The sequence below is a fragment of the Thalassobaculum sp. genome (assembly GCF_040219615.1).
Lineage (GTDB): Bacteria > Pseudomonadota > Alphaproteobacteria > Thalassobaculales > Thalassobaculaceae > Thalassobaculum_A.
This window is the reverse complement of sequence record NZ_JAVJSE010000007.1, coordinates 64,417-78,826: the sequence shown is the minus strand read 5'-3', so window position 1 is coordinate 78,826 and position 14,410 is coordinate 64,417. Positions and strand designations below refer to the sequence as shown.

Here is a 14,410-nt window from a genome sequence, read left to right as displayed (position 1 = left end):
GATGCTTGCGAAGTTCCGGCGCGACTACGCCAAGGCTCCCGAAGACCCGGTGATGGTCGACCTGGTGACCTCGCTGCAACCGGTGTCGCCGGAATTCAAGGACTTGTGGCAGCGGCACGATGTGAACGGCTGTTCGGAGGGCGTCAAGACGGTGCAGATCGACGGCGCGCCGCCGGTGACCTTCGAGCACACCACCTACACCGTGGACGACGAGCCCGACCTGCGGCTGGTCGTGTTTGCGCCGGTCGAAGCCACCGCCGACGGATCGAGCGCCGCCTGAGCCGGTGCGTAACCGATCCGTCACGCCCCTGTCATCGTCCTCCGGCATGGTGCGCGGATCGACATCCCGGGGGTAACGCACCATGATCCGACGCATCCTGATCGCCGCAGCCGGCGGCCTGCTCGCCTCCGCCACGCTCGCCGCGCTGCCGGCGACCGCCGGCACCACCTCGCTGACCTGCGGCAAGGCCGAGACCAGCTTCCTGAAGCCGGCCGAGGGCGCCCGCTCCGGCCCGGCGGTCCCGATGACGGTGTACACCGGCTGCCCGGGCTTCACCGAGGTGGCGCTGGTTCTGGATCCCACGGCGAAGACCCGGCCGGCCGGTGCCCGGTCGTTCGTGCGCTACTGCGGCTCGGCGGTCTCGCCGGCCGGGGCGAAGTCCCGGACCGACGTCTGGTCGTACTGCAGCAATTCGCTGACGGCGACCGGCGACGAGAGCTACTGGATCGTCGTGAAGTGAGCCTCGGTGCGGCGCCTCAGGGCCGGTCGCCGGCCGCCAGGCGCCGCTCGATGGTCTCGATCACGCCCGGCAGATCGGCCACCGAGTCGATGACGTAGTGGGCGCCGGCCGCGGCCAGCCGCCTGGTCGCGGCCCGGCGCATCCGGTCCTGCTCGGCCGCCGGAAGGGCTTCCCACTCGGCCTGCGACAGGCCGACCTCGTTGCCGCTGACAGTCACCCCGACCGTCCACATGCCGGCGTTCAGGCCTTCCAGGATGCCCGGCACGGTATCGTCGACCTTGACGCAGCGCCGGACCGAGGAGACCCCGAGGTCGAGGGCGCATTTCAGCGCCATGTCCGGCGCCGGGCGGCCGCGCGGCACGTCGCTGGCGGCGACGCAGACGTCGGGGGCATAGCCCTGGCCGGCCGCCAGCTTCTCGTTCACCGCGCTCATCTCGGCGTTGTAGCCGGTGTTGCCGGCGATCCTGACGCCGCGCCCGCGCAGCCAGGCCGCGGTCTCGGCGGTGCCCGGGATCAGCGCCGCGAAGTCCTCCAGCACGCCGATCTGCAGCGGGATGAAGTCCTTGTAGATGGCGTCGATGTCGGCCTCGCCGGGAGCGTGGCCGTGGGCCTTCTCGAAGCGCGCGGCGATCGCCGGGACCGCCAGCAGCTCGGCGACATGGGTGCGCTTCTCGGCGCCCATCGGGCCGCGCGCCTCGGCGACCGAGATGTCGACGCCGTGCCGCCGGAACACCTCGACGAAGGCGCCGGCCGGGGCCCGGCTGCCGAAGTCGACCACCGTGCCGGCCCAGTCGAAGATCACCGCGTCCACGGCCTGCCCGTTCGTGCCCATCGTCGTGTCCCCTCTCAGGCGGCGTTGCGGCGGGCGACGCCGAGCGCGTCCAGCACCCGGCCCACTGCCGCCACCACCTCGTCCATGACCGCCGGGGTCAGGGTGCCGATGCAGCCGATCCGGAAGGTCTCGGCGGCGGTCATCTTACCCGGATAGATGATGAAGCCCTCGGCCTTCAGGCGGTCGTAGAACGGCTGGAAGGCGAAGGCCGGATCCTCCGGACAGCGGAACGTCACGATGATCGGCGACTGCAGGGCGTCCGGGATATGCGGCTCGATGCCGAGCGCGCGCAGCCCGTCGACCACCGCGCGATGGTTGGCGGCATAGCGGGCGCCGCGCGCCGCGGTCCCGCCCTCGGCGGCGTGCAGGTCGAGGGCGACGTCGAGCGCCGCCACCACATGGGTCGGCGGCGTGAACCGCCACTGCCCGCTCTTCTCCATGTAGCTCCACTGGTCGGCGAGGTCGAGCGACAGCGAGTGCGCGTTGCCGGCGGCCGCCTTCAGGTCGGCCTTGCGGGCGATCACGAAGCCCATGCCGGGCACGCCCTCCAGGCATTTGTTGGCCGACGAGATCACCGCGGCAATGCCGAGCGCGGCGGTCGCGATCGGCAGCGCCCCGAAGGTGCTCATGGCGTCCAGGATCAGCGCCCGGCCGCGCGCCGACACCACCCGGGCGATCGCCTCCAGCGGATTGAGGATGCCCGACGTGGTCTCGCAGTGGATCAGCAACACATGGCCGATCGCCGGATCGGCGGCCAGGATGCGGTCGACCTCGGCCGGATCCGGCGGCGTGTCCTCGGCGGTGGCGTACAGCTCGAAGTCTCGGCCGATCCGCGCCATGGTCTCGGCGGCCCGCTTGCCGTAGGCGCCGTTGGCCAGCACCAGGGCCTTGCCGCCGGCCGGCACCAGGGTCCCCAGTGCCGCCTCGACCGCGAAGGTGCCGCTGCCCTGGATCGGCACGCAGGTGTAGTCGTCGTCGGCCTCGGCGACCGCCAGCAGCCGGTCCCGAACCCGGGCGGTGATCGCCTTGAAGTCGCCGTCCCAGGACCCCCAGTCGCGCAGCATCGCGGTCTTGGTGGCGGCCGCGGTGGTGGCCGGGCCGGGGGTCAGCAGATAGGGGTCGCGCGCCGTCATGTCGGGCCTCCGCCTGGGCGTTGTCGAGGACAGCACTGGGATAGCCGCTTCCATTTCATAAATCGAATTGATATTTTTTCTCGTATCATAAATTTTCTTGTGGCGAGTTAACCGTGTATGCAGAGACTTTGTTAAACTCGCGGTGCTTGGATACCGGCGAGGTCGGGCGGACCAGCGACCTCGGTCCCCAACAGGCGATCGTGTGGAGAACCGGAGAAACCGGCGACTGGTCCTCCATGGGACGGACCGGGCCGGTCCCGGCCGCATGATCCCGCCCCCCACCGACAAGCAGTTGCGCGCCTTTCACGCCGTCGCCGAGACCGGCAGCGTGACCGAGGCGGCCCGCCGCCTGGGCCTCACCCAGCCCGCGGTGACCGTGCAGGTCCGCGCCCTGGAACGCGACCGCGGGGTCCGGCTGTTCGAGCGCGGGCCCGACGGGCTGACGCCGACCGAGGCCGGCAGCGCCCTGCATCGGATCACCAGCCGGCTGCAGCGGCTGTACCAGGACGCCGCCGATACCCTGCAGGGGGCGGCCGACCTGACCTTCGGCACGCTGCGGATCGGCGCCGACGGCCCGTTCGCCGCGATCCCGATCCTGGCCGGGTTCGCCGACCGCTATCCGGGGGTGCGGATCGAGGCGCGCATGGGCAACGCGCCGGAGACCATGGCGGCGCTCGAGGATTCCCGGGTCGACGTCGCGGTGCTGTCGCTTTCCGCCACTCCCCGGCCGGGCCTGCACGTCCACCGGCTGCGGGACCAGGGGCTCCGAATCCTGATGCCGCGCGGCCATCCCTGGGCCAGGCGACGGTCGCTGTCGCCGGCCGACCTGGACGGCGCCCTGATGGTCGGTCGCGAGGAAGGCTCGGCGACCCGGCGCGCCCTCGACCGGGCCTGCGCCGCCGCCGCGGTCCGCCCGGTAGTGCGGCTGTCGCTGGGCAGCCGCGAGGCGGTGCGCGAAGCGGTGGCGGCCGGGCTCGGCGTCGCGGCGGTGCTCGACGGCGAGGCCGGCAACGACCCGCGCCTGACCGACCGACCGCTCGCCTGCCGAAGCGACGTAAGGCTGGTGGTGGCCTGCCTCACGGAGCGCCGGGACCATCCGCCGGTGCGGGGGTTCCTGGCGCTGGCCGAGTCCGGAAACGGCGGCTAGCTTTCCCGCCGCAGAACGAAGCGCAGCACCTCGCCGTCCTCGGCCTCGACCAGGGTGTGGCCGGACTGCCGGGCGTAGTGCCGGAAGTCGAGCATTGCGGCCGGATCGGTGGCCAGCACCTCCAGCAGCCCGCCGACCGGGATGCCGCCGATCGCCTTGCGGGCCTTCAGCACCGGCAGCGGGCATTTCAGGCCACGCACGTCCAGGGTCTTCGCCGGGGTGGGCGCAGGGGCGGAAGCGTCGGTCATCGTCCGGTCCGTTCGGCAAGCCGGCGGGCAGGGGCGCCGGTCGGATTGGCGTCGACGATCTCGCGGATCATCTTGCCGAGCAAGGTCTGGGTGAAGCCGCGCTCGTCGTCCGCCACCACCACGAAGGCGCCGATCCCGCCGATCACGTCGTTACGGTAGTGCTCGTCCAGGGGCTCGCCGCGCGGGCCGCTGCGGACTCCGCGATTGGCGACCACCAGCGCGTTGATGGTCACACCCTCGGCGACCACCATGTCGCGGATCAGGTCCAGGGGGCGGCCGCCGATCTGCGGGCCGTCGCCCGAGACGTCGATCACCTTGCGGTCGCTGTCGAAAGCGTTGCCGCGGATCAGGTCGGCCGAGTAGGCGATCGCCTCGCTGATCGAGTTGTAGCCCCAGGCCGCACGCGGTGCCGCCCGCAGGGCCTCGCCGAACGCCCGGGCGTCGTCGGCGCCGGCAATCACCCGCCAGTCGACGATGGTGTGCTGGCTCGCCGGGCTGCCCCATTCGACGTAGGCGACGGCGATCCGGCCATGGCTTCCGCTCGCGATCGCGTTCAGGACTTTCGGATCCGAAAGCGCGGCAGCGTAGCCGTCGCGCTGCAGCCGCAGTTCGTCGTCGTCGATCGAGCCCGAGCCGTCGGCCGCAAACACCAGTTCGAGGTCGACGGTCTCGGCTCGAACGCCTGAAACACCGAGGCTCCAGACGGCCAGGATCCCGAGGAGGCCTGTGGAAAACCGGAATCCGGCGTGCCGGGCGCCGACAACCCAACCGTCACTCACGATTACAGATCGGAAAGTGAGATCCAGGAATTGGCTTAACCAGCGCCGGATAGGAACGAAATGGTTCCTGCTCGAAAGGTAGCGGCTTGTCCACACAATATGCACAACCCTCGATAGGTATCCCGCTCGGCATGGCATCCACCCGGGCCATCAATCTAGCAAGCGGCCGCCGCCGGCCGCAACCGCGGCACCCGGAATCCGGACTCGCCGCCACTGTTTCCGATGCGGCCGGCGCCGGTCGAATTTCTGTTGGAATCGTGACATCCGACGATCAATTCGACCCGGTGCCGAGGCCCGGACGGCACGGTCAGCCGCACAGACCGGCGATACGGTCGGCCTCGGCCTGGGCGCGGTCGTAGATGAAGTCCAGCACCGCCCGCACCTTGGCCAGGCGTGCAAGGTCACGGTGCACCAGCAGCCAGAGGTCGACGCCCGGGATCGGCTCGTCCGGCAGCAGGCGCACGACGTCGTCGATACCCTCGGCGATCATGCAGGGTACCAGCGCGATGCCCATGCCGACCCGGGCCGCCGCCAGCCGCGCGCTGGCCGGGTTGGTCGAGAAGATCGGCGCGACATCGCCGAGCTGCTTGCGCAGCCACAGCACGGTGGCGTTCTCGGGAAAGCCGTCGAGCCAGTCGACCACCCGATGGTTCCGCAGGTCGGCGACCGACTGCGGCGCCCCATGGGCCGCCAGATAGGCCGGCGAGGCGTACAGGCCGAAGCCCATGACCCCGATCTTGCGGATCGACAGGTCGCCCTGGTCGGGCCGCGCCAGCCGGATCGCGACGTCGGCCTCGCGGCGCGACAGGTTCAGCATTCGGTACTCGTTGACCAGGTGCAGGCGGATCCCCGGATGCCGCTGCTCCAGCAGCGGCAGGTTGCGGATCAGGAACGGCACGGTCAGCGACTCGGTGGAGGTGACCGTCACGGTGCCGGCGAGACCGCGGTCCTCGGCGTCGAACGACCGGCCGAGCGCGAACATCTCGGACTCGATGCCGCGGGCCCGCCCCAGCAGCTTCTCGCCGGCCGGGGTCAGGCCGTAGCCGTCCTGGCGGCGGTCGAACAGCCGGACCGCGAACCGTTCCTCGAGCGCGTCGACATGCCGGCTGACGGTCGCCGGGTTGACCCGCAGCGCGCGCGCCGCCCCGGACAGGCTGCCCTCGCCCGCCACCGCCAGGAAATACCGAAGATCGTCCCAGTTCACCTGCGACCCCGACTCACCTGCGCCCCCGGTCCCGCCGGCCGGTCCGGGCCAAGGCGGCTCGCTCCCGGAGCGACCGGTCGATATGATCCGGGCTTCGTTTCCCGGGTGCAAGAGCGGCAGGAGAAGGCCATGGCGAGCGTGCAGGTGACCGGCACCAACCACACCAGCTTCACGGTGCGCGACCTCGACCGGGCCATCGCCCTGTTCCGCGACGGTCTCGGCTTCGAACTGCTGTCGAAGGCGCCGCGCGACCCGGCGGCGATCGCGGCGATCACCGGGGTGGCCGGCGGCGACGTCACCATCGCCTTCCTGCAGGGGCCTGCGCACCGGGTCGAGCTCATCGAGTACCAGGCCCCGGCCGACCGCGGCGCCAGCGCGCCCCGGCCGTGCGACGCCGGCTTCGCGCATCTGGCCCTGGACGTCGCCGACATGGACGCCGCCCTGGCGGTCGCCGCCGAGCACCGGCTCGGCCTGCTCGGCCAGGTCTACGTCATCGACCAGGGCCCGAACGCCGGCCGACGGGTCGCCTATTTCCGCGACGACAACGGCCTGACCCTGGAGTTCCTGGAGGCGAAGGCCTGAGGATCGCGGAAGTCCGGCAGGCCCCGCAGCGCCGACCGGAGCGCATCGTCGAGAGCCGACGCCATCGCCGTGTCGTCGAGCGCGGCGCGGGCGGCCAGGCCGGCCGCGACCGCCGCCGACAACGGCGTCACCGGCACCCCGCCGTCGCCGCGCCGCCCCTCTCCGCGCGCCTGCCACAGCCGCCGGCCGTCGGTCAGCCGCAGGATCGCGAGATCCAGTCCGACCCGGGTCTCCGACCACACCACCGCCCAGGCCCGGCCACCCCAGGCGCGGGTCGCGGCCGCATGCCGGCAGCCGCTGAGCGCGGCGAACCGGCGGCGGTCGACCGGGTGCCCGAGGTCCAGGCCGAGCCGCCGGCTCAGGGCGTCGCGGCGGCCGGGGCCGAGCACCAGGTCGATCCGTCCGGACAGCCGGCCCGCGACGGCCTCCTCGAGCCGGGCCGCAGTCAGCCCGATCTCAGGCGGTACGACGGCCGGCAGGACCACGACGCAGCCGGGCGGATCGTCCCAGCCGTCGGGGTCGGCCCACCCGGTCGCCGGCCGCACGGCCGGCCCGGCAACCGGGACGCAGCCGGCCAGCACCAGCAGGCCTGTCGCCGCCGCGGGGTTCAGCCCCGGCATTCCGACACCGGACCGAGATCGACCGTCCCCGGCACCGGCCGGCCCGCCGCCCGGATCTCGACCACCGTCAGCCGGCCGCCGTCGAGCGCATAGCGGGCCTGCACCCGGGCGCCCGTCGCGCCCGGACCGAGCAGCCGGGCGAGCCCGCCCAGCAGCCGCGCGTCCCAGCGGCGCGCGACGGCCGCCACCGGGCGCCCGCCGGCCAGGCCGTGCCGGGCCCGGATCGCCGCCGCCGCCGCCGGGTCGGCGGCCGGGCCGTCGAGGCGCCGCAGCAGGCCCGACACCGAACCGACCGGCGACCGCCAGGGAGTCCCGGGCGGATCCGCGGCCCGCCACAGCCGGCCGTCCGCCAGCAGCAGGGCCTGCCAGCCCGCGCAATGCCGCAGGTGCCGACGCAAGGTTTCGCGGGCCGCCCGGTCGTCCGGCCACGCGATCTCGACCGAAGGCCCGTCGCCCTGCCGGACCCGGTCGAGCAGCAGCAGCCCGCGGCCGGCATCCGCCGCCGACGGCCGCAGCGCCGGGCCGGCCGGGTCGGCATCCGGCGGGTTCCGGACTCCGACCGGCGGCCGTGCCGCCGAGGGAACCGCCGTCGCACGGACGGTCGGCGGCGGCAGGGCGACCGGCCGGAGCGCCGCCGGCCGGCCGGGCCCGGTCGCCGGTTCGGCGACCGGCGGCGCCGGCGACGGATCGGGGACGGGCAGCACCGCCGCAACGGTCACGGCGACGAGCAGCCCCAGCGGCGACAGCAGCGCGTGCAGGCCGCGGCGCATCGCCTACTCCCGGCCGCGCAGGAACAGCGCCTCGGCGTCGCGCGCCAGTGCCCGCAGGCGGCGACCGCGGTCCGTTGCCGGCGCGGTGGGCGCAGAGTCGACTCGGGCGTCGTTCGGGTCTGCCGGTTCGCCTGGCATGGGCGTCGCGGCATCGTCCGGCTGCACCCTCGGGAACGGCGGCGACAGGCGATCCGCTGGGTCCGGCGTCTCCGCGACCGGCGGGACTGCGGCGGGTCGCGCGACCGGCGGCCGATCCGGCGGTCCCGGCGCCCACACCAGCCAGACCAGGGCCGCACCGACGACCAGGTCGAACAGCAGCCATCGCTTCGCCGCCACCGTCACGGCACCACCGCCCGGTCCGGCACCGCTTGGGCCGGCACCGCTTGGGCCGGCACCGCTTGGGCCGGCACCGCTTGGGCCGGCACCGCTTCGGCCGACAGCACCAGCACCAGGGCCCGGAACCCGGCGGCGACCGGCAGGCCGACCACCGTGGTCGCGAAGGCCAGGGCGAACCGGCCGGTCAGCTCGCCGATCACCGCCTGCACGTTGTCCGGCGTCAGCGGCCGGCCGGCGAGACCGCCGATGCCCAGGCTGATCCCCAGCAGGGTGAAGGTCAGCGCCAGCGTGGCGATGCCGGACGCCGCCTGCAGGCCGAGCTGCCGCCATCGCCGGTCGCCCGGGTCCCGCCCCAGGCGGATCGCGGCGGTACCCGCCAGCACGACCAGGGCCGCGAACGGCACCGGAAATATGCCGCCGAACAGCGCCAGCGCCCGCCCTGCCGCCTCGACAGGCGACAGATCGGACAGCCCCCGGCAGCCGGCCAGCACCAGGACCGTCGCTCCCAGCAGCAGCCCCAGCGCCTGGGCGAGGTCGGCCACCAGCCCGGCGGTCGCGGAGGGTCCGGCACCGGTCACGACGGTCACCGCCGCCCGACCCGGGCCGCCAGCAGGCGGTCGGCCGAGACTCCGAGCCGGTCGAGCCAGAGGTCGAGCGGGGCCATCGCGCGTTCGACGGAGGCGTGGGCGAGGAAGGTCAGGTCGTAGTCGGCGAAGGCGCGGTTGGCGACGGCCCCGGAGCCGGCGGCCGGCGGATCGCGCAGCACCATGCGCTCGAGGTCGACCAGCCTGCGCACCGAAGCGTCCGCCCGGGCCTGGCGGTCGCCCGGGTCCAGCGCCGGGTCGAGCAGGGTCGACAGCAGGGCGGCGCGCTCGCGCTCCAGGGTCTCCAGCGGGCCGGCCGCCGCCGGGCCGGCCGCGAGCGCCAGAAGCAGCGCCGCGACAAGCGCGGGCATCGGGAAGATACCGGCCGGCATGTGCATGACGATCCTCCTCTCGGTCCGGTTCGGCCCGTCAGTTCGGGTCGACGAAGAAGCCGACGGCGGCGCTGGCGTCCCGGACCTCGGGCCGCTCACCGCCCTCCGGCTCGCGCGCCGCCAACTCGTCGGCCATCGCCATGGCGTCCAGCGCCACCAGCTTCGCCATGTAGGCGAGCACCAGGTCCTGCTGGTCGAGCAGCGCCGTCTCGGCCTCCGCCTCGGCGGCCAGGTGACGCAGCAGGCCGTGCCTGTCGAGCGCGCGTCCGTCGACCTCCGGTGCCCGGTTCATCGGATGCCCGGCGATCGCCGCGACCAGGCGGTCGACCGCCTGCGCATGCCGGCGGTATTCGGCGCCGTACCGGCTCTCGGCCGCCGCCCCGCGCGCGAACAGTGCCGCATCGACCTTGTCGACCGACGCCTGGAAGCGGTGCTGCGCCGCCTGCCGGTCCTCGGCCAGCCGGACCATCGCCGGGTCCTCGGCGCCGGCATCCTCGCGCTGCAGCCTGGACAGCAGCTTCCCGTAGAGCGCCCGCCGGGTCTCCAGGCGGCGGCGCTCCAGGTCGTGGCGGCGGCCCATGAGCTGCAGGTAGGCCTGCTTCTCCTCCAGGAACCGTTGGCGCAGGGCGTCGCGCTCGTCGCCGGAGGCGGCCTCGACCGCCGCCTGCAGCTCGGCGAGCCCGGCGCTGCGGTCGGTCAGCGCCCGGCCGGCTTCCTCCAGTGCCGCGGCCAGCGGCGAATCCCGAAAGTCCCGATCGATCGCCCGGTCCAGATAGCCGGCCGGCAACCGCATCAACCGCTCGCCGGCGACCGGGCGCCAGACCGGGTCGGCGAGCCCGGCCTCCTGGGCGGCGACCGGCGGCGTGCCCGCCAGGGCCGTCAGCAGCGCGACCCGGACCGCAAGCCGGAGCACCCGCATCGCCGCCTCCGTCAGCCGCGCCGCCAGCGCACCAGGCGCCGGAGCTCGCCGGTCAGCCCGCCGCCGACATTGGCGCCGCCATCCGGCCCGCGGGCGCCGGCGCCGGCGCCGGCATCCAGCACGCTCTCCAGGGTGTCCAGGAACGAGGTGCCGTCGTCGAAATACAGGTCGCGGTCCGGGAACGCCGTCCGGAAACGCTGAAGCCCGGCACGGGCACCGGCCGGGTCGCCCCCCTTCAGCCGGGCCTGGATGGCCACCGCATAGGCCCGCATGCGCTCCTCGGCGGCCAGCGCCGAGGCTTCCGGCCCGAGCCCGCTCTCGCAGCCCTCCAGCACCCGGGCGGCCACCAGATGCCGCGCCGGCGCGGCGGCCCGGCCGGCCTCGCGCTCGAGCGCCAGCCCCTCGTCCCGGCAGTCACGCCAGTCCCGCATCGCCTGCGCCTCGCGGTAGCGGGCGTCGCGAAAGCCGATGCCCTCCAGATCGGGCGGCGGCGCCAGGCATCCGCCGAGGCCGCACGGCAGCAGGGCGACCGCGAAGGCGGAGCGGATCATCCGTCGTCGAATCATGGAATGCCTCCCGTCCGGTTGCCCTCGCAGGGGCTATGGACGGGCGAGGCGGAAAATCGGGCGGCGGCTCACGGCCGCGGTTGAACCCGGTGGCGCAGGCTGCGGACCTCGAGGCCGAGTTCGAGGAACTGGCCGGCAAGCCGGTCGAGATCCCCGGTCGAGAGGGTGTCGATCGCCGCCAGCGCCCGCGAGGCCTGTTCGGCCTCGCGCGGCCCCGCCACCAGCAGGATGCGGAACACCACCGGGCGCCGCATCCAGCCCGGCGCCGTCACCCGTGCCTCGGCGGCATCACCAGGCGCCAGCGCCCCGACCGCCGCCTCGACCATGCGGGTGTTGCCGGCATATTCGCGAAACGTACCCTCGGCCAGCACGACCAGCCAGATGAAGCCCGCCGCCGGGCCGTCGTTCGAGACGCGGGCTACCACGGCGCATACCCCCGGCGGCGTCTCCTGCCCCGGGTCGACGGCGACCGGCCGTTCGTGGCCACCGCAGGGCTCTCCCTCGGCCGGGCGCAGCTCGAGCACGGACAGCGTCAGGGCGGCAGGATCGAAGCCGGCGGCGGGGCCGGCGGCAGGGGCGGACGCCGATACCTCGGGTGGCGGCTTCGATGCGACGCCGGGCGCGATCCCGGCCGGCTCCGGCCGCAGCACCAGGGCGGCCGCCAGGGCTGCGGCCGCAAGCCCCAGCGCGGCGCCGGACCACGGCAGCCAGCGCCGCTGCGCCGCCGGCCGCTCGACCCCGAGATGCCGAAGCAGGGCCGCCACCGTGTCGACCGCCATGGTCGATACCTGCTCCGGCAGCCCGCCCAGGGCGTCGGCCTGCCCGGCCGGCACCACCACCAGCAGGCGGTCCCCGGCGCCGTCGATCAGGGCAGCGGACCGGCGCAGCTTCTCGGCGATCGCCTCGACCGGCCGGACCGCCAGGTCGCCGTCGACCGCGCCGGTCGCCCACAGCACCAGGTCGGCCGGGCCGTCGTCCTCGACCAGCCGACCGACGGCCTGCAGGCGGTGGGCGACGTACAGGCCGAGCTGCCAGCTCTGGCCGTCGTCGATCGGTGCCGAGACGTCGACCCGGAACGCCGGGTGTCCGACGGCGCGCTCGACCACCCCGGATGGCTTGCGCACGAAGGCGTCGTAGGCAGGGCTGACCGGCAGCACCGTGGTGCTGCGGCCCAGGCAGACGACCGAGCGCAGCGACCGATCCTCCGAGGTCACGCGCAGGACCGTGGACGGGCCTTCGGTGGTGGGGACGACGACCTTGACCCGGCCGGTCAATGCAGGATGCCGGTCAATGCAGGAAGACGGTGGCGGCCGGATCGCCGAGCGCCCGCACCAGGCCTGACCCGGTCTCCGCCAGCAGCTGCACGGTGCCCTCGACCGGCGCGGTCAGCGCCGTCGACTCCGGCGGGCCGGCGGCGGGCAGGACGGTCAGTCGGGTCGGGGCCGGATCCGGCCGGTCGAGCGCGATCATGATCCAAGTCTGGTCCAGCGCGCCGCGTGCCGGCAAGAGCCGGAGCCGGAAGCCGTCGCCGGTCCGCTCGGCCAGGGCTCCGCCGCTTGCCGCCGCCGCCACCCGCGGGCCGGTGGCGAGCGCCGCCCGTTGCAGCATCCCGGCCAGGAGTTCGCGCCCCGCCGGCTCGGCCAGCCACGCCGCCGCCAGCACGGCCCGGGGCAGCGGGACGGAACCGGTGACATGGGCCCAGGCCGCCGACGGCGACAACCGGACCGGATCCGCCCCGGTTGTCCGGTCGAGACGCGCCGCCGTCTCCAGCGCCACGAAGGCGGCCTCGACCGTCGCCTGCCCGTCCGGCCCGAGCTCGTCCCAGCGCACGGTCATGCCGGTACCCCGTAGAGCTGCCGCAGACGGCCGGCGAACACCAGGCGGTCGGCCTCGAACCGCACGCCCCGGCCGTCCGGCGGGACCGCGGACTCGGCGGCGGCCCGGACCCGCAGCAGCAGCCCGCGGACCGCCCGCAGCGCCGGCGCGCCCGCCACGAAGCCGTCGGCGACGGCCGGCCCCCGGCGCTCCTCCGGCCGGAAGCCGCGCCGGCTGATCGCCCGCAGCGCGGCGCGTGCCTCGGCGACCACCCCGGCGGCGCGCACCCCGGCCAGCGCCGGGTCGGCAAGTGCCGCCACCAACCGGTCCACGCCGGCTTCCGCGGGCCGGCGCCGGCCCGGGAACCGTGCGGCTCCGTCGACGCTCCCGGAGCGCGCCGCCGCCAGGTCGCGCAGCCCGGACAGATCGGCATCCGGCGCGTGCGCCAGCAGTTCCTCGACGGTCTCGGCCCGGCCGGCCTCCAGCAGCACCGCCATGGTCGCCAGCGACAGGCGGCGCAACTGGCCGTCCAGCCGGAGCCAGTACAGCAGCCGCTGGTCGTAGTCCTCGCAGTCCAGCAGCGCCGCCATCGCCGCCCTCTCGGCCTCGCCGGCACGCCGCCGGATCGCCTGGGTCAGCCGCGCCTGCCCGGCCCCGAAGGTCTCGGCCCGCAGGATCGAGAGCGGCAGGGCCGACGCCTGCGGGCCGAGGGCGGCTATCAGGTCGAGGGCCTCGGTCTCGCGGCCGTTCAGGAATTTGATCGCGGCGGCCGGCGGCGACGCCAGCAGGCGCAGCGGGTCGCCGGGCCGGTCGTGGGCCTCCAGCACGTCGAGCAGGAATTCGGGATCGATCTCGCCGGCGCCACGGTCGCCGCCGATCGGGACCGAGCGGTCGACCGCCCGGCGCTCGGCCCCGGCCTGAAAGGCGCTGCGCAGCCGGGCCATCTGCTCGAGCGCGCCCCGGAAGGTGCGGGCGTCCCCGGTCTCCTCGGCCGGTCCCCGGCCGCTCCCCTCTTCGAGGCCCTCGCCGCACCAGAACGCCAGGACCGCGGTGTCGTCCATGTCGTCGAGGCCGAAGCCCGCGCCGCGGGTCGCCGTCAGGAAACGGGTCAGCCGGCGATAGCTGCGCAGCGTCTGGACCGTCGGCAGGTGGTCCCGCAGATGGTCGTACAGCAGCCGCGACAGGGCGTTGGCATGCGGTCCGGCCGCCCGCAGTGCGAACCGGTCATCCAACCAGCCCCGCAGCACGCCGTCGACCGCGCGCCAGCCGAGCGCCGTGATCGCGAACTCGACGAGCGCCGCCAGAAACCCCATCCGCCCGTAGGTGACCCGGAACCGGCCGTCGGGGTAGACGATCTCGACCCCGTCCTCGACCAGCTCGAAGTCCGAGCCGAACGCCCGGCAGGAATGGGCGGCCTCCTGGATCACCCCCCGGAACGCGGCCGCGCGCGCGACCGGAACCGCGAAAAGAACTGCCGGCCAGCCGTGCCGGGCGCCGGCGACCTCGGCGATGCGGACCAGGTGCATCAGTTCCAGCAGCGGCCGGCCGTAGGCCCGCGCCGAGATCGTGCGCGTCAGGTCCCGGACCACCGGTGCAGGGTATTTCGGCCCGGCACCCAGGTCGATCTCGGCGACCGTCCGGAGCGCCTGTTCGAGCGCGGCGCTGCGCCCGCCGTGAATTGCCATCTGCTCGGCCGAAGCCGCACCGACTGTCCGCATGACGCCGATATCCCCCCCGCGAATA

At 74.4% G+C, this 14,410-nt stretch carries 19 protein-coding genes; 4 read left to right on the top strand and 15 right to left on the bottom strand.

Going from position 1 to position 14,410, the window contains the following annotated elements; genetic code table 11:
- The first annotated feature begins 1 nt into the window (after nt 1).
- Nucleotides 2-280 carry an MmyB family transcriptional regulator gene (locus RIC31_RS02595; RefSeq protein ID WP_350102650.1) on the top strand — a complete coding sequence of 93 codons (279 nt, stop codon included), beginning with the start codon at nt 2-4 and terminating at the stop codon, nt 278-280.
- Between the two features lie 82 nt (nt 281-362).
- Complete coding sequence (locus tag RIC31_RS02590; RefSeq protein WP_350102647.1) at nt 363-740, top strand: hypothetical protein; 378 nt, start codon at nt 363-365, stop codon at nt 738-740.
- Nucleotides 741-756: 16 nt separating this feature from the next.
- Here RIC31_RS02590 and phnX read toward each other — a convergent pair whose 3' ends face one another.
- Together phnX and RIC31_RS02580 are read right to left on the bottom strand one after the other, a co-directional pair.
- Nucleotides 757-1,572 carry a phosphonoacetaldehyde hydrolase gene (gene phnX / locus RIC31_RS02585; RefSeq protein WP_350102644.1) on the bottom strand — a complete coding sequence of 272 codons (816 nt, stop codon included), beginning with the start codon at nt 1,570-1,572 and terminating at the stop codon, nt 757-759.
- Between the two features lie 14 nt (nt 1,573-1,586).
- On the bottom strand, nt 1,587-2,705 hold the full coding sequence (locus RIC31_RS02580) for a 2-aminoethylphosphonate--pyruvate transaminase (protein WP_350102641.1): 1,119 nt from the start codon (nt 2,703-2,705) through the stop codon (nt 1,587-1,589).
- 265 nt (nt 2,706-2,970) lie between these two features.
- Here RIC31_RS02580 and RIC31_RS02575 point away from each other — a divergent pair, with 265 nt between their 5' ends.
- A complete protein-coding gene (locus tag RIC31_RS02575; RefSeq protein ID WP_350102637.1) occupies nt 2,971-3,852 on the top strand; it encodes a LysR substrate-binding domain-containing protein in 882 nt (293 codons plus the stop codon).
- Here RIC31_RS02575 and RIC31_RS02570 read toward each other — a convergent pair.
- The 3 genes from RIC31_RS02570 to RIC31_RS02560 form a co-directional block, all read right to left on the bottom strand.
- Nucleotides 3,849-4,100 (bottom strand): sulfurtransferase TusA family protein, encoded by a 252-nt coding sequence (locus tag RIC31_RS02570; RefSeq protein ID WP_350102634.1) that lies wholly within the window; start codon nt 4,098-4,100, stop codon nt 3,849-3,851. The genes RIC31_RS02575 and RIC31_RS02570 overlap by 4 nt on opposite strands.
- Complete coding sequence (locus tag RIC31_RS02565) at nt 4,097-4,879, bottom strand: DUF1194 domain-containing protein (RefSeq protein ID WP_350102630.1); 783 nt, start codon at nt 4,877-4,879, stop codon at nt 4,097-4,099. The genes RIC31_RS02570 and RIC31_RS02565 overlap by 4 nt, the downstream gene beginning before the upstream one ends.
- 307 nt (nt 4,880-5,186) lie before the next feature.
- On the bottom strand, nt 5,187-6,083 hold the full coding sequence (locus RIC31_RS02560; RefSeq protein ID WP_350102626.1) for a LysR family transcriptional regulator: 897 nt from the start codon (nt 6,081-6,083) through the stop codon (nt 5,187-5,189).
- 129 nt (nt 6,084-6,212) lie between these two features.
- Here RIC31_RS02560 and RIC31_RS02555 point away from each other — a divergent pair, with 129 nt between their 5' ends.
- Entirely contained in the window at nt 6,213-6,665 is a 453-nt protein-coding gene (locus RIC31_RS02555; protein ID WP_350102622.1) for a VOC family protein, read from the top strand.
- On the opposite strand, the gene RIC31_RS02550 is transcribed toward RIC31_RS02555, so the two are convergent.
- From RIC31_RS02550 to RIC31_RS02505, 10 genes are all read right to left on the bottom strand, one after another.
- Nucleotides 6,611-7,285, bottom strand: a complete 675-nt coding sequence (locus RIC31_RS02550; RefSeq protein WP_350102618.1) for a hypothetical protein — start codon at nt 7,283-7,285, stop codon at nt 6,611-6,613. The two genes, RIC31_RS02555 and RIC31_RS02550, sit on opposite strands and share 55 nt — an antisense overlap.
- Complete coding sequence (locus RIC31_RS02545; RefSeq protein WP_350102614.1) at nt 7,273-8,055, bottom strand: hypothetical protein; 783 nt, start codon at nt 8,053-8,055, stop codon at nt 7,273-7,275. The genes RIC31_RS02550 and RIC31_RS02545 overlap by 13 nt, the downstream gene beginning before the upstream one ends.
- 3 nt (nt 8,056-8,058) lie before the next feature.
- Nucleotides 8,059-8,397 (bottom strand): hypothetical protein, encoded by a 339-nt coding sequence (locus RIC31_RS02540; protein WP_350102610.1) that lies wholly within the window; start codon nt 8,395-8,397, stop codon nt 8,059-8,061.
- Nucleotides 8,394-8,969, bottom strand: coding sequence for a hypothetical protein (locus RIC31_RS02535; protein WP_350102607.1), 576 nt, complete (start codon nt 8,967-8,969; stop codon nt 8,394-8,396). Before RIC31_RS02535 ends, RIC31_RS02540 begins: the two co-directional genes overlap by 4 nt.
- A gap of 5 nt (nt 8,970-8,974) precedes the next feature.
- On the bottom strand, nt 8,975-9,373 hold the full coding sequence (locus tag RIC31_RS02530) for a hypothetical protein (RefSeq protein ID WP_350102603.1): 399 nt from the start codon (nt 9,371-9,373) through the stop codon (nt 8,975-8,977).
- A 31-nt stretch (nt 9,374-9,404) separates the two neighbouring features.
- A complete protein-coding gene (locus RIC31_RS02525) occupies nt 9,405-10,286 on the bottom strand; it encodes a hypothetical protein (RefSeq protein WP_350102601.1) in 882 nt (293 codons plus the stop codon).
- An 11-nt stretch (nt 10,287-10,297) separates the two neighbouring features.
- Nucleotides 10,298-10,852, bottom strand: a complete 555-nt coding sequence (locus RIC31_RS02520) for a hypothetical protein (RefSeq protein WP_350102598.1) — start codon at nt 10,850-10,852, stop codon at nt 10,298-10,300.
- A 68-nt stretch (nt 10,853-10,920) separates the two neighbouring features.
- The gene (locus RIC31_RS02515) at nt 10,921-12,126 is read right to left on the bottom strand and encodes a hypothetical protein (RefSeq protein WP_350102595.1); all 1,206 of its coding nucleotides are present in this window, start codon (nt 12,124-12,126) and stop codon (nt 10,921-10,923) included.
- A gap of 13 nt (nt 12,127-12,139) precedes the next feature.
- A complete protein-coding gene (locus RIC31_RS02510; RefSeq protein WP_350102593.1) occupies nt 12,140-12,688 on the bottom strand; it encodes a hypothetical protein in 549 nt (182 codons plus the stop codon).
- A complete protein-coding gene (locus RIC31_RS02505) occupies nt 12,685-14,385 on the bottom strand; it encodes a hypothetical protein (RefSeq protein WP_350102588.1) in 1,701 nt (566 codons plus the stop codon). The genes RIC31_RS02510 and RIC31_RS02505 overlap by 4 nt, the downstream gene beginning before the upstream one ends.
- Between the last annotated feature and the right edge of the window lie 25 nt (nt 14,386-14,410).

Coding starts and splice junctions, on each gene's coding strand:
- RIC31_RS02595 (WP_350102650.1), top strand. CDS start 2: ATGCTTGCGAAGTTCCGGCGCGACTACGCCAAGGCTCCCGAAGACCCG.
- RIC31_RS02590 (WP_350102647.1), top strand. CDS start 363: ATGATCCGACGCATCCTGATCGCCGCAGCCGGCGGCCTGCTCGCCTCC.
- phnX (WP_350102644.1), bottom strand. CDS start 1,572: ATGGGCACGAACGGGCAGGCCGTGGACGCGGTGATCTTCGACTGGGCC.
- RIC31_RS02580 (WP_350102641.1), bottom strand. CDS start 2,705: ATGACGGCGCGCGACCCCTATCTGCTGACCCCCGGCCCGGCCACCACC.
- RIC31_RS02575 (WP_350102637.1), top strand. CDS start 2,971: ATGATCCCGCCCCCCACCGACAAGCAGTTGCGCGCCTTTCACGCCGTC.
- RIC31_RS02570 (WP_350102634.1), bottom strand. CDS start 4,100: ATGACCGACGCTTCCGCCCCTGCGCCCACCCCGGCGAAGACCCTGGAC.
- RIC31_RS02555 (WP_350102622.1), top strand. CDS start 6,213: ATGGCGAGCGTGCAGGTGACCGGCACCAACCACACCAGCTTCACGGTG.
- RIC31_RS02550 (WP_350102618.1), bottom strand. CDS start 7,285: ATGCCGGGGCTGAACCCCGCGGCGGCGACAGGCCTGCTGGTGCTGGCC.
- RIC31_RS02545 (WP_350102614.1), bottom strand. CDS start 8,055: ATGCGCCGCGGCCTGCACGCGCTGCTGTCGCCGCTGGGGCTGCTCGTC.
- RIC31_RS02530 (WP_350102603.1), bottom strand. CDS start 9,373: ATGCACATGCCGGCCGGTATCTTCCCGATGCCCGCGCTTGTCGCGGCG.
- RIC31_RS02525 (WP_350102601.1), bottom strand. CDS start 10,286: ATGCGGGTGCTCCGGCTTGCGGTCCGGGTCGCGCTGCTGACGGCCCTG.
- RIC31_RS02520 (WP_350102598.1), bottom strand. CDS start 10,852: ATGATTCGACGACGGATGATCCGCTCCGCCTTCGCGGTCGCCCTGCTG.
- RIC31_RS02510 (WP_350102593.1), bottom strand. CDS start 12,688: ATGACCGTGCGCTGGGACGAGCTCGGGCCGGACGGGCAGGCGACGGTC.
- RIC31_RS02505 (WP_350102588.1), bottom strand. CDS start 14,385: ATGCGGACAGTCGGTGCGGCTTCGGCCGAGCAGATGGCAATTCACGGC.